This window comes from Nocardia sp. NBC_01388, assembly GCF_045040085.1.
GTDB lineage: Bacteria > Actinomycetota > Actinomycetes > Mycobacteriales > Mycobacteriaceae > Nocardia.
The window spans coordinates 4877323-4899918 of record NZ_CP109553.1; the positions used below are offsets into that span (position 1 = coordinate 4877323).

21 protein-coding genes and 2 pseudogenes are annotated in these 22596 nt (G+C 65.0%); 12 read left to right on the top strand and 11 right to left on the bottom strand.

All coding sequences use genetic code 11. The features are described 5' to 3' along the window. Positions 1-30 precede the first annotated feature (30 nt). A complete protein-coding gene (locus tag OG716_RS24010) occupies positions 31-1914 on the bottom strand; it encodes an MFS transporter (protein WP_405133014.1) in 1884 nt (627 codons plus the stop codon). Positions 1915-2430: 516 nt separating this feature from the next. Here OG716_RS24010 and OG716_RS24015 point away from each other — a divergent pair. Together OG716_RS24015 and OG716_RS24020 are read left to right on the top strand one after the other, a co-directional pair. Beyond that, the gene (locus OG716_RS24015) at positions 2431-4602 is read left to right on the top strand and encodes a hypothetical protein (RefSeq protein ID WP_405133015.1); all 2172 of its coding nucleotides are present in this window, start codon (positions 2431-2433) and stop codon (positions 4600-4602) included. Positions 4603-4943: 341 nt separating this feature from the next. Continuing rightward, the gene (locus OG716_RS24020) at positions 4944-5768 is read left to right on the top strand and encodes a hypothetical protein (RefSeq protein WP_405139873.1); all 825 of its coding nucleotides are present in this window, start codon (positions 4944-4946) and stop codon (positions 5766-5768) included. Between the two features lie 81 nt (positions 5769-5849). Here the strand turns inward: OG716_RS24020 and OG716_RS24025 are convergent, their stop codons facing one another. From OG716_RS24025 to OG716_RS24035, 3 genes are all read right to left on the bottom strand, one after another. After that, entirely contained in the window at positions 5850-6728 is an 879-nt protein-coding gene (locus OG716_RS24025) for an oxaloacetate decarboxylase (RefSeq protein ID WP_405133016.1), read from the bottom strand. A gap of 479 nt (positions 6729-7207) precedes the next feature. Next, positions 7208-8581 carry an ATP-binding protein gene (locus OG716_RS24030; protein ID WP_405133017.1) on the bottom strand — a complete coding sequence of 458 codons (1374 nt, stop codon included), beginning with the start codon at positions 8579-8581 and terminating at the stop codon, positions 7208-7210. A gap of 96 nt (positions 8582-8677) precedes the next feature. Next, positions 8678-8989 carry a hypothetical protein gene (locus OG716_RS24035; RefSeq protein ID WP_405133018.1) on the bottom strand — a complete coding sequence of 104 codons (312 nt, stop codon included), beginning with the start codon at positions 8987-8989 and terminating at the stop codon, positions 8678-8680. Positions 8990-9216: 227 nt separating this feature from the next. Here OG716_RS24035 and OG716_RS24040 point away from each other — a divergent pair, with 227 nt between their 5' ends. Next, positions 9217-9891 (top strand): response regulator transcription factor, encoded by a 675-nt coding sequence (locus OG716_RS24040; RefSeq protein WP_405133019.1) that lies wholly within the window; start codon positions 9217-9219, stop codon positions 9889-9891. A gap of 94 nt (positions 9892-9985) precedes the next feature. Here the strand turns inward: OG716_RS24040 and OG716_RS24045 are convergent, their stop codons facing one another. Then, the gene (locus OG716_RS24045; protein ID WP_405133020.1) at positions 9986-11233 is read right to left on the bottom strand and encodes a hypothetical protein; all 1248 of its coding nucleotides are present in this window, start codon (positions 11231-11233) and stop codon (positions 9986-9988) included. A 318-nt stretch (positions 11234-11551) separates the two neighbouring features. Between OG716_RS24045 and OG716_RS24050 the strand changes: the two genes are divergently transcribed. Beyond that, complete coding sequence (locus OG716_RS24050) at positions 11552-12502, top strand: undecaprenyl-diphosphate phosphatase (protein ID WP_405133021.1); 951 nt, start codon at positions 11552-11554, stop codon at positions 12500-12502. Positions 12503-12698: 196 nt separating this feature from the next. Here the strand turns inward: OG716_RS24050 and OG716_RS24055 are convergent. Then, positions 12699-12848: pseudogene (locus OG716_RS24055) on the bottom strand (transcriptional regulator); the annotation flags it as partial. A 171-nt stretch (positions 12849-13019) separates the two neighbouring features. After that, a complete protein-coding gene (locus OG716_RS24060; protein WP_405133022.1) occupies positions 13020-13598 on the bottom strand; it encodes a TetR/AcrR family transcriptional regulator in 579 nt (192 codons plus the stop codon). A 120-nt stretch (positions 13599-13718) separates the two neighbouring features. On the opposite strand from OG716_RS24060, the gene OG716_RS24065 reads away from it, so the two are divergent. The 6 genes and pseudogenes from OG716_RS24065 (at position 13719) to OG716_RS24090 (ending at position 16728) form a co-directional block, all read left to right on the top strand. Next, positions 13719-14339 (top strand): class I SAM-dependent methyltransferase, encoded by a 621-nt coding sequence (locus OG716_RS24065; RefSeq protein ID WP_405133023.1) that lies wholly within the window; start codon positions 13719-13721, stop codon positions 14337-14339. Between the two features lie 5 nt (positions 14340-14344). Beyond that, complete coding sequence (locus OG716_RS24070; RefSeq protein WP_405133024.1) at positions 14345-14731, top strand: DUF2218 domain-containing protein; 387 nt, start codon at positions 14345-14347, stop codon at positions 14729-14731. Between the two features lie 362 nt (positions 14732-15093). Beyond that, positions 15094-15273: pseudogene (locus OG716_RS24075) on the top strand (FAD-binding protein); the annotation flags it as partial. A gap of 47 nt (positions 15274-15320) precedes the next feature. After that, the gene (locus OG716_RS24080; protein ID WP_405140290.1) at positions 15321-15500 is read left to right on the top strand and encodes a hypothetical protein; all 180 of its coding nucleotides are present in this window, start codon (positions 15321-15323) and stop codon (positions 15498-15500) included. A 212-nt stretch (positions 15501-15712) separates the two neighbouring features. Next, on the top strand, positions 15713-16252 hold the full coding sequence (locus OG716_RS24085) for a DinB family protein (RefSeq protein ID WP_405139875.1): 540 nt from the start codon (positions 15713-15715) through the stop codon (positions 16250-16252). A gap of 98 nt (positions 16253-16350) precedes the next feature. After that, on the top strand, positions 16351-16728 hold the full coding sequence (locus tag OG716_RS24090; RefSeq protein WP_405133025.1) for a DUF1259 domain-containing protein: 378 nt from the start codon (positions 16351-16353) through the stop codon (positions 16726-16728). 164 nt (positions 16729-16892) lie between these two features. Here the strand turns inward: OG716_RS24090 and OG716_RS24095 are convergent, their stop codons facing one another. Continuing rightward, complete coding sequence (locus tag OG716_RS24095; RefSeq protein WP_405133026.1) at positions 16893-17309, bottom strand: DUF2752 domain-containing protein; 417 nt, start codon at positions 17307-17309, stop codon at positions 16893-16895. Between the two features lie 326 nt (positions 17310-17635). On the opposite strand from OG716_RS24095, the gene OG716_RS24100 reads away from it, so the two are divergent. Then, complete coding sequence (locus tag OG716_RS24100) at positions 17636-18229, top strand: TlpA family protein disulfide reductase (RefSeq protein WP_405133027.1); 594 nt, start codon at positions 17636-17638, stop codon at positions 18227-18229. 25 nt (positions 18230-18254) lie between these two features. Here OG716_RS24100 and OG716_RS24105 read toward each other — a convergent pair whose 3' ends face one another. Both OG716_RS24105 and OG716_RS24110 read right to left on the bottom strand, forming a co-directional pair. Continuing rightward, positions 18255-18455, bottom strand: a complete 201-nt coding sequence (locus tag OG716_RS24105; RefSeq protein ID WP_405133028.1) for an SHOCT domain-containing protein — start codon at positions 18453-18455, stop codon at positions 18255-18257. A 22-nt stretch (positions 18456-18477) separates the two neighbouring features. Next, the gene (locus OG716_RS24110) at positions 18478-18966 is read right to left on the bottom strand and encodes a DUF2231 domain-containing protein (RefSeq protein WP_405133029.1); all 489 of its coding nucleotides are present in this window, start codon (positions 18964-18966) and stop codon (positions 18478-18480) included. Between the two features lie 105 nt (positions 18967-19071). On the opposite strand from OG716_RS24110, the gene OG716_RS24115 reads away from it, so the two are divergent. Continuing rightward, positions 19072-19959 carry a LysR family transcriptional regulator gene (locus tag OG716_RS24115; protein WP_405133030.1) on the top strand — a complete coding sequence of 296 codons (888 nt, stop codon included), beginning with the start codon at positions 19072-19074 and terminating at the stop codon, positions 19957-19959. 356 nt (positions 19960-20315) lie between these two features. On the opposite strand, the gene OG716_RS24120 is transcribed toward OG716_RS24115, so the two are convergent. Then, complete coding sequence (locus OG716_RS24120) at positions 20316-22577, bottom strand: heavy metal translocating P-type ATPase (RefSeq protein WP_405133031.1); 2262 nt, start codon at positions 22575-22577, stop codon at positions 20316-20318. Between the last annotated feature and the right edge of the window lie 19 nt (positions 22578-22596).

Consider the following 22596-nt stretch of genomic DNA (forward strand, 5'->3'; position numbering starts at 1 on the left):
AGCACTGATGCGAAGCCATCCGCAGAAATCTTACCGCTCGTTACTCGGCTGCAGGGGAGGATCGGCCAGGGTGTCGATAGCGCGGGTGAGCTCATCGAGCGCCGGCATGGCCGCGCTGAGCAGGTGCTGCCAGCCCGGGTGGAGTTCGGCCAATGCGATGCACAGAATGTCGGTGTTGGTGGCCTGCCAGGAGCGCACCGCGTCCTGCCCGCCGCCGGTCAGGGTCAGGGTCACCGCCCGCCGATCCTCTCCCGGTGCGCGGGTGATCATGCCTTGCCCGTGCAATCCGTTGACCAGGGTGGTCACGGAATTCGGAGCGATGCGCAGCAACCGGGCCAGCTGCCCGGGACGGATCCCGGGATGTTCGGACACACAGGAGAGCAACTCCAGCTGGGCGACCGACAAGGTGTTCGACGGATCAGCCGCACGCGCCGCGCGGCGCATGGCGCGGCGCAGGCATGCGATGACTTCGGCCAGGGCGCTCTCGTCGGGCCGAGCGGCCCACGCGGACACGGGTTCGGCTGCGGATACGGTCATCGACGGCTCCTCGATGTCGGACGATCCATCGGATCCTCTCCTGCTGTGCACAACCGTAGTCGCCGCGGCCAGCACCGCGAAGGCGAGCAAGCCCGACAACGCGATCCTCGCTGCGGCAGTGGAACTTTCGGCATTCCTGCCAACGTGCAAGGCCAGCGTGACGACAGCGACGCCGCCCGCGGTACCCAGACCACGACTCATGTTCACCAGTCCACCGCTGGTCCCCGCCCGGCCCGGCGGGATAGCGCTCATGATGCCGGTGTTGTTGCTCGGGATGAACACTCCCAAACCGAGGCCAAGCACACCCAGACACGCGAAAGACCACCAGACCGCCGTCGGCGCGATAACGAGTCCGGCGAGGGCGACAACAGCGGTAGCGGCGCCCAATCGCTCACGCCGCCGAGTGTTCCACCCCTGCGGCAGCATTCGCGTCCCCGCGACCGCCGCCAGGGCGAAACCGACGGGAAGCGCGGTGAGAACCACACCGCTGCGAGTGGCATTCGCGCCGTGCAGTTGCGGGAACAAGGCCAACGGCCCGAACAGCACCAGGTACGCGGCGAAGGCTCCGACCAGGCCGGCCCACACCGCCGGTGGCCGCAACAGACTCGGATCGACAAGCGGTTCGGCGGCGCGGCGCGCCCACCACAGCGATCCCGCGACACACAGCAACGTCAGTCCCGATAGCGCCAAGGGCGCCCCCTGCGGGAGCTCGAGCCCTGACACAGCGGACACGACGAGCAACCCACCGGTAGTTCCGCCGATGAGCAGAAGCAGACCGCGCCAATCGAATTCGCGCAACACCGCACGCTGCTTCGTGCGCGGCAGCAGATAGCGGCCCGCCACCAGGGCGAGACATCCGACCGGGATGTTCACCCCATACACCCATCGCCAGTCGGCCACCGACACCAGCACTCCCCCGAGGGCAGGTCCGAGCGCCAAGCCCAAAGCTTGGGCTCCGGCTTGGATCCCGAGCGCGGTCCGCATACGCTTCGGCGCCACGCTCGTCACCACCAGCGCGACACTGTTCGCCTGCAGCATGGCCGCGCCGACCGCCTGCACCACCCGGAAACCGATCAGCCAGCCGAGTCCGGGCGCCAGTGCGCATGCCGCGGAGGCGATCGTGAACACCGCGAAGCCCTGCAAGTACACGAACTTGCGGCCGATCGAGTCGGCGATACGACCGGCGGCGACGACCAGCCCCACCAGGGTCAGCAGATACGCCAGCGAAATCCACTGCACCTCTGCGAGCGGTGCACCGAATTCCCGTTGTACGGCAGGGAAAGTCAGCGTCACGATGCTGGCATCGAGCTGGCCCATGAACGCGCCGAGGCACACCGCCCCCACCGCGAACCATCCCGCATACGGGTGCTCTCGCACAGTTCGTGGCCGTGCCGACTCGACAAACACCTAGAACCTCCAAACGAACGCTGAACAAGTTCATTCTAAGACAGAACATCTTTGAGGTGAAGTGAAGGCCTGATCATCATGCGGAGGTCACAGACATGCCACGATATGGCAGCTCACGCCTTGGTTTTCAGCAAGGTAGAGGTTTCCACGGAAACCGGCCGAACAGTTCGATTATTCTCTAACAGAAATTCATGTACGGGCCGCTGGGCGGCATCTGCCGTTCACCTCCAGTTCCCCGGGGGAAGACCCGGTACCGCAGCTCGGGAGTCGCACCATCTCGCGGATACAGGGGTGAGAGTCTGCACCCGTCCTCGACTCTCAGCCCGACACCCTCCCGCCGCGCCATCCATTCACGAAGCCACACTGCGGTATTCGACGCTGTTACTTAGCAACCCTATGAAGTAGGGTCTCCGGTTCGTGGGAGTCAATGCTGCGCTCGAGTCTCGAATGAACGTGCGCCGGTGGGGGATGGTCACCGTTGTCGGCGTGTTCGTAGGGTACCTGTCAGTCCTGCTGGCCAACGCACGCCATTTCTATACCGATGACACCGAAGCCCAATACGGACCGATGTGGGTAATGCTGGGCCGGCACCTGCGCGAGGGTCGTTTTCCGGCGCTGGTGCCGTGGGAGTGGATGTCGGGCAACTACTCGATGGAGGAAGCCGGGCTCTACAACCCGCCGCAACTGCTCGTCGACCTGATCGCACCGTCGGTGGACAATCTGGCACTGTATGTGACGGTCGTGAAGATGATCTTCTCGATCATCGCCGCGCTCGGAGTATTCCGTGTGTGTCTGGCCTACGGTGCTCGCGCACCCTGGGCGGCGGTCGCCGGGGTCGCTTTTCCCTTGTCGGGGTGGTTCCTGTTCTTCGACGAGGCCAGCTGGGCGACCTCGCTCACCGGCACCGCGTGGATGCTGCACGCGTGGGCTTCGGCCATCCGCTACGTGCGCGCGGACGGCAACGATCGGCACTGGAGCCAGGGCCCGATTCCGGTGTTCGTGTTCCTGTATCTGGCCATCTCGGTCCAATACGTGTTTCCCGCAGTCGAATCCGCGCTGATGATCGTCGCGGTCGCGGTCGGAGAGGTCGTCTACAAGCGCGCGTGGCGTCCGTCGCTGCGATTGCTGGCGGTGGCCGGCTGTGCGGGCCTGGCCGGGTTGGAGACCTATCTGCCGGGCATGCTGTCCTCGTCGGTGACCTGGCGTGGCAACGAGCGCATCCTCAACGAGGACTTCCTGAACGTCCCGTGGTCGGAATCGCTCAATGCCAGCCTGCCCAGTACCGTGCCGGCGTTCACCGGCTGGTGGGGGTATGTGCAGCCGCTGCCGATGGTCTACATCGCCTGGTTTCTGATTCCCTTGCTGGCCTTCATCGATTGGGCTGCGGTCCGGCATTCGGCGCGTGAGCTGACCGGACTCGTGTTGTTCGCGCTGATCTTCCTGATGTGGACCGCCGGACCCGGCGATATCGGGCCACTGCGCTGGCCCGCCCGCGTCCTGCCCATGCTCGCGGTCGCCCTGCTGGTGCTGGTGTGCGTACTGCTCAGTCGCCACGGCAGTTTCGCCGACTGGCGGCGGCGCGGTATCGCGGCGGGTGTGCTCATCGGGCTGCTGTTCGTCCGATCATTCAGCGCTGCACCACATCTGGTGATTCGACATCTGGTCGCGGTCGCTGTCGTGGCCGCACTCACCGCGGCGCTGGTGTGGCTCGCTCGTACCCGTGGCATCGCTGCGGCGTGTGTGCTGGCGATCCTGGCGATGTTCCCGATCGCCTACGACCAGGTGCGTGCGCAGTCGCCGACACCGATGTCGTATGACTTTCCCGAACAGCGGTCCGAGGCCAAGGCCGCGTTCCCGCACTTCGAGGGCGTCACACTGCAACTCGCCGACCGGGCGCTGATTCCGCGGACCGACCAGAGCCTCACCGGGGCGTGGGGGTCACTGGCCTTCGGCAACTACGCCAAGAACCTGCACCTGGACTATGTCAACGCCTACACGCCCATCGGCTACCGGAAGTTCAGCAAACTCCTGTGCATGGGCTGGGACGGCAGCACCTGCCCCGCCGCCTACCGCACAGCGTTCTCCGTCGAACCCTCGACCGGGCGAACGTTCGTCGACTTGATGAAGGTGGATCGCGTTGTGCTGCAACGCGCTCAATACCCCGATGCTCGTAACCAACCCGCACCTGCAGGGTGGAAATGGGTGGACTATCCCGACCACGAGCACTACATCTGGGTACTCGAACGCGAGGGCGGGCAAATCTCCACCAACCCCGGCCCCGCCTATACTCGCGACGTCACCTACACCCAGGTCGGCCGCGACAGCGTTACCAGTCGTCTGCGGGTCACCTCCGGCGAGGGCGGCCGGATGGTCTTCGCCCGGCTGGCCTGGCCCGGCTACCGGGTGACGCTCGATGGCAAGGACATCGGATTCCACACCGTCGCAGACATTTTCCTGGCGGTCGACATCCCACCCGGCACCCACTATGCCGACCTTGTCGTATCGCGGCGGCCGCCGGGCTGGAAGATCGGAATTGCTGCTGCTCTGGCCGGATTACTGGGCCTGTCATTGCTCCAGTGGGTTATCGACGCGATCGCCGAGATCCCGATACCACCACCGATGAGCAGCCGCCGAACACAATGGAACCCGAATCGATGACGGCGGCAGCAGCTTTCGCCTGATCGGCCCGAACGCCGGGGTTCGGCCCGCGACCACTGAACTATGACCGCTCGGCGCAGTCCAAATGCCACGGTGCTCGAGCTTCCCGCGTTCCCTCGACGCTTCTCTCAGCGTGCTCTCAGCGCCGGGCGGTCACACTGCCGGAGGGCAACGACCGCTCACGCCCGCTCGCAGGCCATGCCACTTCCGAGGCTGGGACAGTCTGCGGACCGGGTGCGAAACACCTTGTCCACCTGCGTCTATCGACACCACCTCCCAGCGGGACGGTGTCGATACTCGCGTCAGTCCTCCCATTTCGCAGAGGTGGTCCATTGAGTTCCATGCCCGGCCATTCCCGTTCGTCGTTATCGCTGCTTACCCGTGCCGGTGCCCTGCGCGTGCCCGAGATCACCGCCGCCTTCTGGATCGTCAAGGGCTTGTCCACGGCCATCGGCGAATCCGGGTCCGACTTTCTTGTCACCGCCATGGATCCGCCGATCGCGGTCGCCCTCGGCTTCCTAGGCTTCCTCGCGGCCCTCGTGATGCAGATTCGCACAGGCCGCTATATCGCACGGACCTACTGGCTCACAGTGGTTATGGTGGGCGTGTTCGGCACCATGGCGGCCGATGTGATGCACGTCGCGCTCGGCGTCCCGTACACCCTCTCGACGGTCTTCTACGCCGCCGCCTTGGCTACGGTGTTCACTCTCTGGCACCGCACCGAGCACACCCTGTCGATCCACACGGTCGATACACCCCGGCGCGAACTGTTCTATTGGGCGGCGGTCGCGGCGACTTTCGCGATGGGCACTGCGCTCGGTGACTTCACCGCCTACACACTGCATTTGGGGTATGCCGCGTCGGCAGCAATCTTCGCCGCACTCATCCTGGTACCCGCCGCCGGCTACCGCTGGCTGGGCTGGAACCCGATCCTGTGCTTCTGGGTCGCCTACGTCATCACCCGCCCGCTGGGCGCCGCTGTCGCAGACTGGGTCGCGAAACCGACCCAGGTCAGCGGCCTCGGAGTTGGAAACGGTCCCGTGGTGGCGGTACTCGGCGTGCTCATCCTCGCCCTGGTCTGCTACCTCGCTCTCACCAAGTCTGACGTCCAACGGCCCGACCGGACCGCGGAGTCCCATCATGAGGACCCCGCCATGCGGCGGTAGCTGTTCCGCGTGGCAGGGCATGAGCCCTGCCACGACGGTCCCGGCGATCCCTGGTGAGTGTCAGGCCCTACAGGCGTTACGTCACAGCGGCATGCCTGCCAGCGATCTCGGCATGGCATCCACGCGCCGATGCCGGGAAAGGTTGCCTTCCAGCAGCGCAATCGACCCGGCGACCCCGACATCACTGTCACCGACCTCGGCCAACCGCCCGTCGTTCGCGCGCAACGCCTGCAAAGTCTCGGTCATCGCCGTATGCGCGGCGAACAGGCACGGCGTCGAGTAGATCGCCACATTCACGCCGAGTTCGTCGAGCTCGCTCAACGACAATCGCGGCGAAAGTCCACCGGCAATCTGGTTGAACAGCAATGGTTTCGTCCCGACGACCCCGCGCACCTTCCGAATCCACTCCACACTGCGCACGCCATCGACCAGCAGCACATCGGCATCGGTCGCGGCGAGTGCCTCGGCGCGGCGCAGGATCTCATCCTCATCGGTGGCATCGGTCCGTGCGACCACCACCAGATCGGTGCGTGTTCGCAACACCAGGTTCAGCTTCTCCAGATACTGCTCCAGCGGCAGGATCTGCTTGCCCGCCACATGACCGCAACGACGCGGGCGTTGCTGATCCTCCAGAATCACCCCCGACGCACCGATCGCCTCCAGGTGTTCGACCACGTGACACGCCACCTCGGCATCGACGTAGCCGTCGTCGATATCGACCAGCAGATGCTGGTGCGGAAAGGCCAAACGCAACCGCTGCACGAACCCGACCATGTCGGGCCAAGCGATGAATCCGATATCGGGTAGCCCGTAGTAGGAAGCGGCGAATCCGAACCCGGACACGAACATTCCCCCATAATGCCGCGCGGCGATCGATGCCGAATACATGTCGAAGATCCCGATCAACGGGGTGACCCCCTCCCGGGCGATCTCCTCGCGAAACGCAGTGCCGTACCTCATGATCTTCCGCCTTCCGTGTCTGCGGACGCGTCTGCCGGTGAGACGGACGCCCGTCGGTGGAATGACAATCGGGGTGGATCACGAACCTCCGTCGACCCCATATGGGGCGAGGAGCAAAGACCTGGCCTCTCCGCGTCCGAGGTCACCGACCGTGCACGATGCCGGCGACCGTCGTTGCGGTCACACAGGATTGGACGACTCCGCGAGCCCTCACGACCAAGACTGCTCCCCCAGTGCTGAGAAGACACTGAGAGCGCACAACGCGCCGATCGCGGGGACACTTCCGGGCTACGATCACGCACCGCGATTGCTGGCGAAGGCAATTCGCTGCGCCGCGACTCGCAGCTCGGATGGTGCGAAGCCGGGACCATATCTCGATGGCGACGGTTGGCCATCGATCGGGCAGTCGCCGAAACAGGATGGTGCACTCTGCAGAACGAGGCGTCTACGTCACCCTTGGTGAGCCGTTTCAGCCCCTTTCACGGGCTGGCCGGCAGTGTGATGACAGCGGTGGCACCTCCGGCGGAACTATCGATGAACCGCACCGATCCGTGGTGTGCAGCAATGATTTCCGTGACAATCGCCAACCCGAGCCCGGATCCGCCGCTGCCGCGCCCACGATCCTGCTGCAAGCGGAAGAATCGGTCGAAGACGCGCGAACGATCGGCTACAGGGATGCCGGGGCCGTCGTCGGCGATCTCGATGCGGGCGTTGTCCGTCTCCCGGGTCAGGCGGACTGTCACAGTCTCGGCGGCATAGCGGACGGCATTGTCGAGCAAATTGCGGATGGCGCGCGCCAATTGACCGGAATCGCCCTGGATTCGTGCGGGTTGGAGGTCGGCACTGATCGCAATGGTTCTCGATCGCGCCCGTTGGCGGGCGATCTCGGCGGCCACGATGTCGTCGAGATCGACATCGACTGTCCGGTGCGGCAATCCGCGTTCGTCTGCGCGGGCCAGCAGTAGCAGATCGTCGATCAGCAAGCGCATGCGCTCGACCTCTGGCATCAGTGTGGACTTCACCAGGGCGGTGTCGAGGAGCTCAGGGTGCGTGAGTCCCAGCTCGAGGGCGGCGGCCATCGAGGCCAGGGGGCTGCGTAGTTCGTGCGAGGCGTCGCCGACGAATCGGATCTGCGCCGCGTGACCGGACTGGATGCGAGCGAGCATTTCGTTCATGGTGTCGGCGAGCGCCGCGATTTCGTCCCGTTGCTGTGGTACCGGCACCCGTTCGGTCAGATCCGCGCTACTGATGGCCTCCACCCGCTGCCGGATCGTCTCGACCGACCCCAGCGACCTGCCGACCAGCACGTAGGTGGTGCCTGCGGCGATCACCACGACGAACGGCGTCCCGATTCCCACCAGTGCGAGAACGAGTTTGACGGTGTCCTCGATCGCGTCGTGATTCATCGCCACCACCACCGTGTATCGGCCCCCGGCCCCGTCTACGGTGGACACCGTCAATCGGAGTCCGGTGTCCGCTGCGATCGGATCGGCGTTGTGCACGATGCGCCCCGGCGGCGGCCGTGACGCACTGAGAGGCCCAGCGGGGCCGTCGGTGGACGTCGCGACAACGCGATCCCCCTCGCCGATCACCTGTACGACAGTCAGGCTGCGGTCGGTCGCCAGCAGGCTGCGGTCGAGCCCGGATGCTGTATCGAAGCGCAACTGGCTCGTGATCTCCGAGACGCGCGAGGCCGCGACATGGTCGGCGGCGGTCGTGAGAGACCGGTAAAGGAAGCCGATCAACGCAAGCACGCAGACTCCCAGCCCGACCGCGACCGCGACCGCGACGATCAGGGCGGACCTGACCCGCAGCCCCCACTTACCGGGCGCGGGAATGGACCCGATCCGCATCATGGATACCTTTCGCCGCGGTCGAATCAGATTCAGTCACAAGGACATCAACGAATCACGATCGATAGGTTCCCGACCCGATCGTGATGGGAGAACTCACCGCCCGTGCTCACCCGGACCCTCGGCCCCATTGTGATCACCGTGCCGGCCATTGTCGTGATCCGCGCCCCCGGTGGCATCCGGCGAGTCCCTGCCGTCGCGGCCGCCGTGGTGATGATCCGCGACTCCGGGAGAGTCCGGGGTGTCGCCCGGCTCGGGAGTGTCCACGGCGTCGGGGATATCGCCGGGTTCCGCGGTATCAGTGGCGGCAAGAGGGTGCGAGACGGGTGCGGCATCGGCGACGGCCGCACCGGCGCCGATCGTCCCGGCCGCGAGGATCGCGGTGATAACTGCCACGAGTTTGTTCATAGTTTGTCCTTCCGAGTTCAGCCGTTTCGGCTGTCGGACCGACCCTGCCAGGCCCCTGCTGTGAAACCGCTGTGCTCGCCTGAGAGCCCGCACAGGTGATCCACCGTCGCCGGGACGGCACTCAGCGTTTCCACAGCCCCCCCGCGCCATGATCGATTTGGTACGTCCGGATCATCCACACGTGGTGCGGTACACGGTCGGCGAAACGAGACAGGAGGCACCGTCTGATGCGGGTCCTGGTGATCGACGACGAGGAACGTCTTGCCGAGACAATACGGCGTGCTCTGACCGCCGAGGGGTTCGTCGTCGAGATCGCCCACGACGGGCACAAGGGCTTCGAAATGGCCGCGACAGGTGCATTCGACGTGATCGTGCTCGACATCATGCTGCCCGGCAAGCACGGCTATCAGATCGTCCGAGAATTGCGGAACCGCCGAATCTGGACGCCGGTACTGATGTTGTCGGCAAAAGACGGCGAATACGATCTGGCCGACGCGTTCGACCTCGGTGCGGACGACTATCTCACCAAGCCGTTCTCATTCATCGTTCTCATCGCGCGTCTGCGGGCGCTGCTCCGTCGCGGCGCGCCTGAACGCCCCACGGTGCTGACTGCCGGAACCTTGTCACTCGACCCAGCCGGCCGCCGGGTGACGCGCCGCGACGAGACACTCATCCTGACCCCGCGCGAATTCGGGCTACTGGAATTCTTGATCCGACACAGGGACGACGTCGTGACCAAGACCGAAATCCTGCACTCGGTGTGGGACGCCCACTACGAGGGTGCCGACAATGTCGTCGAGGTTTACATCGGGTATCTACGAAAGAAGATCGACGCGCCCTTCGCTTTGGCCACGATCGAAACCGTGCGTGGCGTCGGCTATCGCCTACGCTCCGATTCGTGAATACATCTGCGCCGGTGATGTTTTCGCCTTTGCGGCCCTAGCTAGTAGACACTGCCGGCGTCACCACATCGGTGCGGGAGTCGGCCGGGGTGGTTCACCCCAGTGTGGCCAGCAATGTGGTGAGCGCCTGCGTCTCGGTCGACGGGTCCGGCTTGCCGGAGCGAATTGCCTTGAGCACACCGTCGATCTGACCGTCGAGCACATCCCATGCCGACTTATCGAGGGGCTGCAGGGTGTCCTGATCCTGATCCCAGGCGGTTTCGAGGTCCTTGATCCGAGCCTTCGCCTCGCTCTGGTTTCCCGCCTGCACCTTGGTCAGCGCGTCCTGAGTGATGGTGCGGAACTTCGCGATCTCGGTGGCGGGGAAATGCCCGGTCGCCTGCCCCGGAGTCAGTGTCGCCGTGACGGGTGCGGGGTCCTCTTCGCTGGCGACGTCCGCATGCGGTTGCGCGGCCGCCCACACGAGCAGCGAACCGGCGAGCACTGCGACAACGGCGAAGTACCCGAGCATGATTCGCTCGCGTGCCGGGTCGGCCGTGTTCGTCCCGGTCCTGGATTGTTGCGGCTCGTCGATGATGTCGGCGCGGGTGCGCGTGAGATACAGAACAGTGGCGAGGATGGCGGTGAGGAAGATGACGCTGGTCAGCGCGGTGCCCACCCCGAGGCCGTGATCGGCGGTCGGAGAAGCGAACCAGTCGCCCAGGTTCGCCCCCAGCGGCCGGGTCAGGATGTAGGCGAGCCAGAACGACAGCACCGCGTTCGCACCGAAACGCCACCCGAGAACGACCGCGACAATCAGTCCCGCCGGCAGCAGAACCGATACCCCCGGGCCCCAGCCGGTCGCCTGCAGCGTCCAGTCACCGGCCGCGGTGCCCAGCGCGAAGGTGACCAGAACTGCGAGCCAGTAGAACAATTCGCGCGGCAGCGTGACGATGCTGTGGATCGACAGTGTCCGTTCGCGGGCGAACCAGATGCCGAACACCACCGCCAGGACAGCAGCGAATACGCCGGTGCTCAGCGCCAGTGGGACGCCGAGATTGTCGGTGAGGATGTCGGTGTACAGGGTGCCGGTCACGCTGATCACGACCACAGTCAGCCAGTACGCTAGCGGCACATAACGATTCAGGCGTAGCTGCCATCCCAGGACCGCGGCGAGCACGACCGTGAACAGCAGCGCCGTCATGTTCAGGCCGACACCCAGCGAGGAGTTGATCCAGTCCGCGAAGCTTTCGCCCACTGTGGTGCAAAGGATCTTGATGACCCAAAACCACGCCGTGACCTCGGGCACCTTGCTCAGCAGGCGTGTCGCGCGCCCGACCTCGGATTTCGTCAGCTCGGTCATGATGAGCGACCGTACTGAACACCTGCTGTGGCCACGCTGAGAGAAGACGACGGCCCATGCGGTCGCACGCCAGCCGACTGTCTCTCAGCGCCGTCACAGGCACCAGTCAGTACGGTCCCCCCTGCGACGGAGATGAGGAATTCCGGGGTCGATGCGCTGCGAGTCCGGCGTTCCTCGATGACTTTGCTCCCCAGGCGAATACGGCACAGTTCGTCAGTGATTTTGCCCGTGCCGCAGCTGGACGCCTGAGCACTCACAGCCCATCCGATCCGGAAACCTCCGAAGATCGAGCAAGCTCCGAACCCTGGACAAGGAAGCATGGCCATCACCTATCTGGAATCGATTGTCGTAGGCGCGCTGCAGGGAGTCAGTGAGCTCTTCCCGGTCTCCAGTCTCGGGCACAGCATCCTGATGCCCGCTTGGGTCGGCGGACAGTGGGCACGAGATCTGGACATGTCCGCCAAGGGTTCCCCGTACCTGGCGCTGCTGGTGGCGATGCATGTCGCCACCGCCCTCGCCCTGGTGATCTTCTTCCGGCGGGACTGGGTGCGCATCATCGGCGGCCTCTGGAATGTGGTCCGCACCCGACAGATCAACACACCCGAAGCACGACTGGGAGTGCTACTGGTACTCGCCACGATCCCGGTCGGGTTGGCCGGTCTGGCACTGGAGAAGGTGGTCCGCAACTACCTCGGCACACCCATCCCGACCTCGATCTTCCTGGCACTCAACGGTTTAGTGCTGCTGTCGGCCGAAATGCTCCGCAATCGCAAAGAGATACGCGAACCGGTCCTCACCCCGACAGGACTCACCACTAACCTGTCCATGCAGGACACCGTGGTACTCCCTGTCACCGATACGGACCGCGCTTCCGACGCGAGACTGTCCAAACTCTCCGTCAAGGACGCGATGCTCATCGGTTCCGCTCAGATCGCAGCGCTTTTCCCAGGCATCAGCCGATCCGGAAGCACCATTGTGGCCGGCCTGTTCAAGGACATGCGCCACGAGGACTCCGCCCGTTTCGCCTTCCTGCTCGCCACCCCGGTCATCCTCGCTGCCGGTGTGCTGAAAACCCCGGAACTGTTCAAACCGGAGAACCACGACATCCTCGGCCCCGCGCTCGCGGGCAGCGTCGTCGCGGGCATCCTCGCCTACATCTCGGTCAAGTTTCTCGTCAAATACTTCGAGACGAAGACGCTCACCCCGTTCGCCATTTACTGTCTGGTCGTGGGCGTCGGCAGTGCGGCGTTCTTCACCTTGCACGGCTGATATCCCACCCAGAGCCTTCGGCCCTGGCCTGCTCGACACGGTCACGGCACCGCCGCCGCTGGGCAAGTGAGCGACCATGCACGTCGGTGCGATGCATCTGCCCTCGCACACGACGAGCTGGCTCGTCGACCGCTACGGCCGATTACAGGTTGCCGCCGCGCGGGGGGCGATACGGATTCGAACGCCGCAGTGTAGGTCAGCTAGCGGTATCGGGTCGGTCAGCAAGCCCGAGACGGAGATGTTCGCTGTGGTAGACGGCTTCGTCGAGGAGTTGAGCGACATGGCTGTCGTAAAGGCTGTAGACGATGCTGCGCCCGGCGCGGGTGCCGATGACCAAGCCCAGGTTGTGATGAGCGTGCTCTCCAACGCCCGCTGACCGTCGAGGAGCGCGACAGCCTGCTCAGCGCAGGAGCGGGCTTCCGCAGTCGACTGTCGACGGAACAGACTGGAAAGGAACAGGATTCGGCCATCACAGTCGGATCGATCGATTCGACCGCATGGCACTCGCGCGGTGGGTTTACCGCCGCTCCGCGCGCAGGCCGCTGACAGTGACAGCGAGCAGCCGGGCGATTGCGGTGTCCGTGGTGAGTTCGGCCGCCGCGGACAGCGCGTGCAAGCAGTAGTTTGCGAGTTCGTCCGGGGCGACGTCGCCGCGGAGTTCGCCGGTGCCGGCGCCTTCCGCGATCAGCTGCCGCACCATCTCGCGAAGCTGCGTCTGCGCATCGACGATCCGCTCGTCGGGATGCAGAAATTTCACCAATTCCCGGTCGTGACTGCCGGTTTGGTGCGCGATGTGGGCGTAGGCGGCGAGCACCGCGTCCAGCCGCTCCCCCGGACTGCCCGCACCGTCACGCACTCGCGCGAGTTCGCTGATGTGCGTGGCGATCTGGCGGGCGTGCCAGGTGCGCAGGATCGCTTCGACGTCGGGGAAGTACTTGTACAGCGTCGCGCGCCCGATACCGGTCCGCTCGGCGATCTGCGACATGGTCACCCCGCGCAAACCCTGCTCGAACACCAGAGCCGCGGTGGTGTCGAGAATCGCGTCGTGTACCTGGGAGCGGTGCGCCTCGATCGTTTCATTCCATAGCTTCGGCACCCGCCGAGTATACGTGATGACCTTGGTCAATACATTACCTCTTGACCATAGACACAGTGTCTCGATAAATTGAGGCCAGGCCCCACTCGGGGATCAGCCCGCACTCGACAGGAGACGGCGATGTTCGCTCCCACTCATGACCCCCATCCCGAATACCAGCGCCCGCCCGGCCCCGACTTCCTCTACGCCAGCAAGCCGCCCTGGGATATCGACCGGCCCCAACCCGCGTTCACGGCCCTGGCCGAAGCCGGTGAAATACGCGGCCGGGTACTCGATATCGGCTGCGGCACCGGCGAACACGCCATGCTCGCCGCGCAACTCGGACTCGAAGCGGTCGGCGTCGATCAATCGGCGCAGGCCATCGAATACGCCGAACGCAAGGCCCGCGACCGCGGGCTCACCGTCCGGTTCCTGCGACACGACGCCCTGTCGCTGGCCGAACACGGCGAAATCTTCGACACGGTGCTCGACAGCGGGCTGCTGCACATCTTCACTCCCGAGGTGCGCGCCGCCTATGTCCAGACGCTGGCCGCGCTGCTGCGCCCCGGTGGCCGCTACTTCATGCTCGGCTTCAGCGATCGCCAGCCCGGCGCGTGGGGCCCGCACCGACTGGCCCGCAACGACATCGAAGCGGCCTTCACCGACGGCTGGCGCGTCGACTCGATCGAGGAGGCCGTCCTCGAGATCCTCCCCGACCCGGACGGCGTCCAGGCGTGGCTGGCCACGATTACCAGGATGTGAGACCCATGCCGATCATCGAAGCCCGTATCACCACCGCCGAGCCGGACAGGTATCTGCGCCAATTCCGCAAGCACGCAACCGCAATGGCCTCACCACGCGCCCACACGATGCGCATGCACGGCACAAACCCGATCGCCCGAGGCGAAGTGCGACTACGGGTCGACGCGACCGACACGCGCACCACAATCCACTTCGACCCGTGGGGCAGCTGCACCATCAGCGCCGACAAGGACTTGCTTGTCGTGCGCATCACCGCGACCGATGACCTAGCCCTGCAACAGATTCGGGACACCATCACCCGAGACCTCGATCGCTTCGGCCGAGGCGCACTCACCGCGGACTGGCGCGAAGCCGACGACGCCGGCACGACCGCAGGAGAGGCCGTGCGGTGACCCCGGCACACATCCGATCGGGCAGCCGCCGTCACGCACCAGTGCTACTCGCGGTGGTCGTGACGGCAATGGTCGCCGTTCATCTCGGTCTCGCCGGATACGCGGTGACGCACTGGGGTTGGACGGCTGCAGCCATAGGCGGCGTAGCCGCAATGCTGGCCGGAAAATTGCTGCTGATCATGGGATTTCGATCAGCACGGAATTGGCGACGCCGCCATACAACTCAAGTCGGACCGACCATCGTCGGCGACATACCCTAACCCGAGATACCTTCCGGCGATAGGACAGCCCGAACAGCTATCCACCGAAACATGAGCGTCCGGAACAGGTCGACTAGATCCAACTATCTACTGGTAGTAGCTATCTGGCGAGGTCTACTGATTGGAGCGCTCGTGTTCGATGTGGTGATTGTGGGAGGCGGCCCAGCCGGTCTGAATGCCGCGCTCATGCTGGGGCGCGTCCGCCGTGAAGTTCTGGTTCTAGTAGGAACTCCGCGCAATGCGGTTTCCCATGCCCTGCACGGCTTTCTGTCGCGCGATGGCTACGAGCTGCCTTATCGCATTTGCCTCCTGCGGCATTGGTACGGGCTATGGGCGCGGCCTCATCTCCAGAAGTCGGATTCAATGCCGCTGTCGCCGCCTTCGATGGCGCCAGGGTCGCCCAACTCCTCGGCGACCCGCATCCCGGAATTCGACCGACCACCGCCGAATTGACCATGTCCGCAATCGGTCTGGGCATCATGGTGTGGCTACTGACCTGCCCGATGTGACCGAGGAAACACGTCTGCGGCAGATGGCCTTTCACCCCAGCGGCCGATACCTCCGGATGCCAGCCGTGGTACACGCACTGCCCTGCGTAGTCACCGAACACACGCCCAAACGACTCCGGGATCTGGCCTCTTGACTATTGGTGTCCACGCGCGATGATCGACGTGTGGGGCGTGTTCGTCGTCGGGTATCGCGCCCGGATCGAGGTGGAACGATGCCACAGCCGAATGTCGATCGCGAGGTGTTCGCGGCGGACCTGGAGCGGGCCCGGACCGATTTCCATCACCTGCTGGAGGTCACCGGCGAAGATGAGTGGAACGCGCCGACGAATGGAACGCGCTGGACGAACGAGGAGCTGTTGTTGCATATGGTGTTCGGCTACATGATCGTCCAGAAACTGCTGCTGCTGTTGCGTGTTTTCGGTCGGTTGCCAGCCGGTGCCAGCCGCGGAAACGCCCGGTTCCTCGTCGCGATGACAGCACCGTTCGACGTGATCAATTTCTACGGCTCACGGGTTGCGGCGCGCGTCTACAACCGTCGCCGGATGGGTGCCAAGCTCGATCGGGTGATCGGCTCGCTGCAAGGGTCGCTCCGCCGTGAATCCGATGCCGACTTCGCACGCGGCATGCACTATCCGGCTCGCTGGGACCCATATTTCCACGACTACATGACTCTCGCAGAAATCTACCGGTATCCGGGCCGGCACTATGACCACCACCGAAAGCAGCTGACAGTCAACAGCATTCACAAATAGTTGCTCTCAGCCCCCGTACCTGGGCATCGAGCGGATTTCGGACCGTTGGTCTAGACCTTGTACGGGGGTAACCAACCACGGCGATCGACACCGCCGGCGTGGATACGGCCTTGGGCCGCAGGGGAACCGTCGACGGCGGCCTGTTCAAGTACACCCTTGCCCGCGCCGAAACCATCAGCGACAACGGCCACGTTCTGCCACCGACCTTCGGCGTCACCACCGTCATCAACTTCCAGCCCACTGAGGACGGCATAGCCGCCATCAATGGCGACTTCGCCCTGACCGCAACCGAAGTCAACAAGGTCATCGAAGCCCTTCGCATCGGCGGCATCGAGGTCGTCGAATTGCACAACCACATGCTCGCCGACGACCCGCACCTGTTCTACCTGCACTACTGCGCTGTCAACGACGCGGTCACTCTCGCGAAAGCGCTTCGCCCCGCGCTGGATACAACCAATCTCGCGCCCGCGAAATAAACCGCGCCCGGCCGAGTTCCGATATTTGTAAAACGAAGGACCGCATGACGCTCTCAACCGCAGGGCAGGTGTCCACATCCTGCTCACGGCAGCGATCACTTTCAGCCTCGCTGTCTGGGGTTGGGCTGCGCAGCGTGGATCGACAATCGGTCATCGCCAGGGGCTCATCCGGTCCAGGGACTGGTGAGCAGGTCGGCGTGGGCTTGCTGGTTGATCTCCAGCACCAGCAGCGCCACCGCCGCGACGGCCACTGCCGAGTGACGTGGCAGGGACACCGAAACCCAACGGCCGGTGAGCCGTCCCGCAACAGCACGCAGGGCGAGCACGACAGCGCCGATAATGACGACCGCCCCGACGGGGTTGTAGCGCAGCGACCGTGCCACGTCACCGTGCAGGAAGAGATACACCGAGCGGGTGCCGCCGCATGCCGGGTCCATGATGCCCATCCGATGCAGCGGACCGTGCAGATCCACCGACGGCACCCCGACCACGGCAAGCGCGGCTGCCGCCACCAGCAGAGTCATCGCAGTCCAAGTCAGCCACGCGATGCTGTCCTTTTCCCCGAATCCGGTGCGCATCATATGAGTTCACCCGTCCTGACCTTGTGTGTGATCGCGCGTTCGAGCATGTGCGGATAATGCTCGGTCAACGGCCGGACCAACTCCACTCCGCGCTCGCCGAAATCGCGATCTCGAGACGTATCCGCGGACACCCTTGGATGGATGCCACCTGACCGCAGCCGTGACGTACCGGTTCGAAGGATCGACTTCCCAGCGTGATCTCGTGTGGCGGAATGTAGTGGCGAACATCGGCGGCCCGACTGGAAGTGCACAGGCGTCAGCGTACTACCATCTACGAAGGACGATAGTAGTTCCGGCCGTCAGCAGGCGGTCGCCAGAGGAGACCGATGCACAAGTCCCGTTACACCGTAGCCATCGCCGCCGCGCTCACCGCGGTCCTCGGGGTGAGCGCATGCGGCTCCGGCCGGGACGCAGTCACACAGAGTGGCAGCTTCGACTTCGTATCGCCCGGCGGTAAAACCGAGCTCTTCTACGACCCGCCGGACAGCCGCGGCACCATCGGCGATCTCACCGGACCCGCCCTCATGACCGGCGACACGATCCGCATCTCCGACTACGCCGGCAAGGTCGTCCTCATCAATGTGTGGGGCTCCTGGTGCGCGCCGTGCCGCATGGAAACGCCAGAACTCGAGCAGGTTTTCGCCGAGACCCAAAGCCTCGGGGTGCAATTCCTCGGAATCGACGTACGCGATAGCAAGCAGGCCGCACAGGATTTCGTGACCGCCCGCGGTGTCACCTACCCGTCGATCTTCGACCCGTCCATGCGCAGCCTGCTCGCACTCGGCGGTCACTACCCCAGCAGCGTCGTCCCGACGACCATGGTCCTCGACCGTAAGCACCGCGTGGCAGCCATCTATCTCAAAGCGCTTCTCGCCGAGGACATCAAGCCCGTTATCGAACGCATCGCCGCCGAAGAGTGAACGCGCGCAGCGGGCGGAGCGAACCTCAGAGCAGTTCGATCCGGCGGCGGCGGTACTCCTCTTCGTCGATTTCACCGCGGGCGTACCGCTCGTCGACGATCTGCTGCGCACGCCCACCGAGAGGCGCCGGTGTCGGAGGCGTGGCTCGCGGCCGCCGCACGATAATCATGATCGCGAGACCGAGTACGAGGAAAGCCGCCAACGGCCACATCGCTGTCCATCCCATCATCGAGTCCATACCCACCGGGTCACTCCCTTCCCGCCACGACCGGCATCGCCGAATACTCTTGCCGCCCATGCCTAATCCTGCCGCCGAGCCGTCCACCGGCCAAGGCGATCGTGAGAATCGCGAGGGTCAGGACGAAGGCCGCGGCGGGGGTATGCGTCGCATTGTGGTAGCGGGCGAAACGCAGCACCGTCGCGGCAATGCTGACCGGCACCATCGCCACGACCACGACCGCGTGCGCGTTCACGGCCCGCGATTGCAGCGCACCCAACGTCGTCAGCCGGGCTCGATCCAGCAGGCCGGAGACGACGGCGAACGGTAATCCGCCGGTACCCACGGCGAGGGTGAATGTGGCCGCACGAAACATTTCACCCGCCAGAGACTGACGGTCGCCGATGACGACCGAGATCGTATCGAGGATCGTGGCTATGACGATCGCACCGATCGGGAGGTGCACGAGCGGCGGGTGAAATACACGCCATGCCGTGCGCTCGTTGTCAAAAAAGGGCATATCTCCGGTCCTTCTGGGCAGTGTTCCAAGCTGTCCCACTACGGTGCACCGGCATCTGACCATACGTCCAAGACATACTTCCGATCTCAACTATAGGCTGGTCCTATGGAAGTTCATCAGCTGGCGTATTTCGTGGCGGTGGTCGAGGAGAAGAACTTCACCCGGGCCGCCGCGCGTTTGCGCGTCGCCCAGCCCAGTGTCAGTCAGCAGATTCGCCGTCTCGAGCGCGAGCTCGGCGAATCCCTGCTCGACCGGACCGGACGGACCGTGCGGCTCACGGCGGCGGGTACGGCACTTCTCCCCCACGCCCGTGCCGCCCTGGGCGCGCTGTCCTCGGGCCGCCAAGCCGTGGACGAACTGCGCGGGCTGATCTCCGGCGAAGTCAGCATCGGCATCACCGCAAGCCTGCCGGTCATCGATCTGCCACGAATGCTTACCGAGTTTCGGGAGCACCATCCGGGAATTCAGATCTCGCTCACCGAAACCGACGCCGCTGCGGTACTCGACGGAATCCGGACCGGAGAATTCGATATCGGGCTGGCCAGCCTGGCAGAGCCACCACCGGCAGAGTTCAGTGGCCGCCACCTGGGCACGCTCCCACTGGTCATCGCCACATCCACCGACGACCCCCTGGCCGGCCATCACCGCGGTCCGCTACGACTCATCGAAGACCGGCCGCTGATCACGCTGCCCCGAGGGTCGGCACTGCGCCAAATCCTCGACACGGGCTGCGAACGAGCCGAATTCCGGCCGCGCATCAGTTACCAGGCGAGCAGCTTGCCCCTACTCATCGAGTTGACGGCTCGTGGCCTGGGAGTAGCAGTCGTGCCGGCCTGGGCCGTCCACACCACGCCAGTTCTGTTGCACACCATCGAGATCGACGATCCTGAACTGCACGGCTACGCGTTCCTGATGCACCGTGCCAACGAACCGGTCAGTCCCGCAGCCCGTGCGTTCCTCGACCTGATCGAGCCCGAACTCACCGTCCCGTGAAACGGCGATCCCGCACCGGAAGCAGTTGTAGACCCACTCCGATGTCAGGTTCTCACCGAGGCAGCCTCCCCCGCGTTGGGGTAATCCTCCACAGCCTGCGACCGACCGGTCCCTACATCCGGGTTCACCTGGTGCCGGCCGGGCAGCGTTGATGCCCAGTCGAATCCTGGGCCAACGCCGCCCGTGCCGCAGCAACAGCGCACCCGACGACGCACCGGACCACTGTGCGAGTCGCCGGATGCAGAGCCACCTGTCGTGCGGTATTGGTGAGGGTCGACATCGTCTGTCCTTCAGTTGATTCCGTGCAGTGATCAGTTTTCACGTACCGTCGGCACTTCCGAGCCGACCGTCGCCGATCAGTTGGCGATGGAGCGGAAGTTGCGCAGTCGCAGGCTGTTGCTGACGACGAATACTGAGGAGAACGCCATAGCGCCCCCGGCGAGCATCGGGTTCAGCAGGCCGGCCATGGCGAGCGGGATGGCTCCCACGTTGTAGGCGAAGGCCCAGAACAGGTTTCCCTTGATGGTGCCGAGCGTCTTGCGGGACAAGCGGATCGCGTCCGCTGCTGCCCGCAGGTCCCCGCGCACCAAGGTCAAGTCACTGGCCTCGATGGCGACGTCGGTGCCGGTACCCATTGCCAAGCCCAAGTCGGCCTGGGCCAACGCGGCAGCGTCGTTGACGCCGTCGCCGACCATCGCGACCGTCTTGCCCTGTCCCTGCAGCTTCTTGACGACATCCACCTTGTCCTGTGGCAGGACTTCGGCGATAACCTCGTCGATGCCGACCTGATCGGCGACGGCGCGGGCCGCGGCGGCGTTGTCACCGGTCAACATGATCGGCGTCAACCCGAGTGCCTTCAGCTGTGAAATCGCTTCGGCCGAAGTCGGTTTCACCGCGTCGGCGACGACGAGGACTCCACGTGCCTTGCCGTCCCAGCCGACAGCGACTGCGGTCTTGCCCTCGGCTTCGGCTGCCGACATGGCCCGCTCCAGCGCGGTGTCGAGCTGCTGCGACCAATCCGCCAGCAGCGTGCGGCGGCCGACGACGACCGCGTGGCCGTTGACGACGCCTTGGACGCCGATCCCCTCAACGTTGGCGAATCCCTCGACTGCGGGCAGTGCGCCGATCTTCTCCCGAGCGCCCTTGGCGATAGCCTGCGCAATCGGGTGCTCTGACGAATCCTCCAGTGCCCCCGCCAGTTCCAGGATCTCGGCCGCGCTCTCACTCTCGGCGCTGATGACATCCAACAGGGTCATCTTTCCGGTGGTGACGGTGCCGGTCTTGTCCAGCACGACGGTGTCGATACGGCGGGTGGACTCCAGCACCTCGGGGCCCTTGATCAAGATGCCCAGCTGCGCACCGCGACCGGTGCCGACCATCAACGCGGTCGGGGTCGCCAACCCTAGGGCACACGGGCAGGCGATGATCAGCACCGCGACCGCCGCGGTAAAGGCGGCAGCGACAGAACCGCCGGTGCCGAGCCAGAACCCGAGGGTCACCACCGATAGTCCGATCACGATCGGCACGAAGACGCCGGAGATCCGGTCTGCCAGCCGCTGCGCCTGCGCCTTGCCGGTCTGGGCGTCCTCGACCAGTTTCGCCATCTGCGCGAGCTGGGTGTCCGAGCCGATTCGGCTGGCGCGCACCACGATCCGGCCGCCCACGTTCGCCGTGGCGCCGACCACCACGTCGTCGGGGCCGACCTCGACCGGTACCGATTCGCCGGTCAGCATCGAGGCGTCGACCGCGGAGGAGCCTTCGACCACGACACCGTCGGTGGCGATCTTCTCCCCCGGGCGCACCACGAACAGGTCGCCTACGGCAAGGTCTTCGATCGGGATGCGCTGCTCGGATCCATTGCGCAGCACCGAGACTTCCTTCGCGCCCAGCTCCAGCAACGCGCGCAACGCCGCACCCGCGTGCCGCTTGGACCGCGCCTCGAAGAAGCGTCCGGCCAGGATGAAGGTGGTGACCCCCGCCGCGGCCTCGAGGTAGATATTGCCGGTGCCGTCCACGCGGGCGATGGTGAGCTCGAACGGATGCCGCATGCCCGGCATGCCGGCGGTGCCCCAGAACAGTGCGTAGAGAGACCAGCCGAACGCCGCGAGAGTGCCGATCGAGATGAGTGTGTCCATGGTGGCGGTGGCGTGACGCAAGTTTGTCCACGCCGCACGGTGGAACGGCCACGCACCCCAGGCCACCACCGGCGCGGCCAGCGTCAGGGACAACCACTGCCAGTTGGTGAACTGCAGGGCGGGGATCATGGCCATCGCGATCACCGGGACCGTCAGCGCCAGTGATATCAGCAGCCTCTGCCGCAGCGCCGCGGTCGGGTCCTCCTCCACCGCAGCAGATTCTGCGGTCTCACGGGCTGCAGCCGGTGGCGCGGGCAGGGCCGCGGTATACCCGGCTTCCTCGACCGTGGAGATCAGAGCCTCGGCGCTGATGCCGCCGGTGAAGTCGACCCGCGCCTTCTCGGTCGCATAGTTCACCGTCGCAGTGACGCCTTCGAGTTTGTTCAGCTTCTTCTCGATCCGCGTGGCGCACGACGCGCAGGTCATGCCGCCGATCACCAATTCGACCTGCCCGGCCCCGGATTCCGTTCTCGCGGTTGTCATCGTCTACTCCAAAAGCTCT

Excerpts from the sequence above, each read along its gene's own strand:
- OG716_RS24020 (WP_405139873.1), top strand. The coding sequence starts at position 4,944 with ATGCCCGGCCATTCCCGTTCGTCGTTATCGCTGCTTACCCGTGCCGGT.
- OG716_RS24025 (WP_405133016.1), bottom strand. The coding sequence starts at position 6,728 with ATGAGGTACGGCACTGCGTTTCGCGAGGAGATCGCCCGGGAGGGGGTC.
- OG716_RS24030 (WP_405133017.1), bottom strand. The coding sequence starts at position 8,581 with ATGCGGATCGGGTCCATTCCCGCGCCCGGTAAGTGGGGGCTGCGGGTC.
- OG716_RS24035 (WP_405133018.1), bottom strand. The coding sequence starts at position 8,989 with ATGAACAAACTCGTGGCAGTTATCACCGCGATCCTCGCGGCCGGGACG.
- OG716_RS24040 (WP_405133019.1), top strand. The coding sequence starts at position 9,217 with ATGCGGGTCCTGGTGATCGACGACGAGGAACGTCTTGCCGAGACAATA.
- OG716_RS24045 (WP_405133020.1), bottom strand. The coding sequence starts at position 11,233 with ATGACCGAGCTGACGAAATCCGAGGTCGGGCGCGCGACACGCCTGCTG.
- OG716_RS24050 (WP_405133021.1), top strand. The coding sequence starts at position 11,552 with ATGGCCATCACCTATCTGGAATCGATTGTCGTAGGCGCGCTGCAGGGA.
- OG716_RS24065 (WP_405133023.1), top strand. The coding sequence starts at position 13,719 with ATGTTCGCTCCCACTCATGACCCCCATCCCGAATACCAGCGCCCGCCC.
- OG716_RS24070 (WP_405133024.1), top strand. The coding sequence starts at position 14,345 with ATGCCGATCATCGAAGCCCGTATCACCACCGCCGAGCCGGACAGGTAT.
- OG716_RS24080 (WP_405140290.1), top strand. The coding sequence starts at position 15,321 with ATGGGCGCGGCCTCATCTCCAGAAGTCGGATTCAATGCCGCTGTCGCC.
- OG716_RS24085 (WP_405139875.1), top strand. The coding sequence starts at position 15,713 with ATGCCACAGCCGAATGTCGATCGCGAGGTGTTCGCGGCGGACCTGGAG.
- OG716_RS24095 (WP_405133026.1), bottom strand. The coding sequence starts at position 17,309 with ATGATGCGCACCGGATTCGGGGAAAAGGACAGCATCGCGTGGCTGACT.
- OG716_RS24100 (WP_405133027.1), top strand. The coding sequence starts at position 17,636 with ATGCACAAGTCCCGTTACACCGTAGCCATCGCCGCCGCGCTCACCGCG.
- OG716_RS24105 (WP_405133028.1), bottom strand. The coding sequence starts at position 18,455 with ATGGGATGGACAGCGATGTGGCCGTTGGCGGCTTTCCTCGTACTCGGT.
- OG716_RS24110 (WP_405133029.1), bottom strand. The coding sequence starts at position 18,966 with ATGCCCTTTTTTGACAACGAGCGCACGGCATGGCGTGTATTTCACCCG.
- OG716_RS24115 (WP_405133030.1), top strand. The coding sequence starts at position 19,072 with ATGGAAGTTCATCAGCTGGCGTATTTCGTGGCGGTGGTCGAGGAGAAG.
- OG716_RS24120 (WP_405133031.1), bottom strand. The coding sequence starts at position 22,577 with ATGACAACCGCGAGAACGGAATCCGGGGCCGGGCAGGTCGAATTGGTG.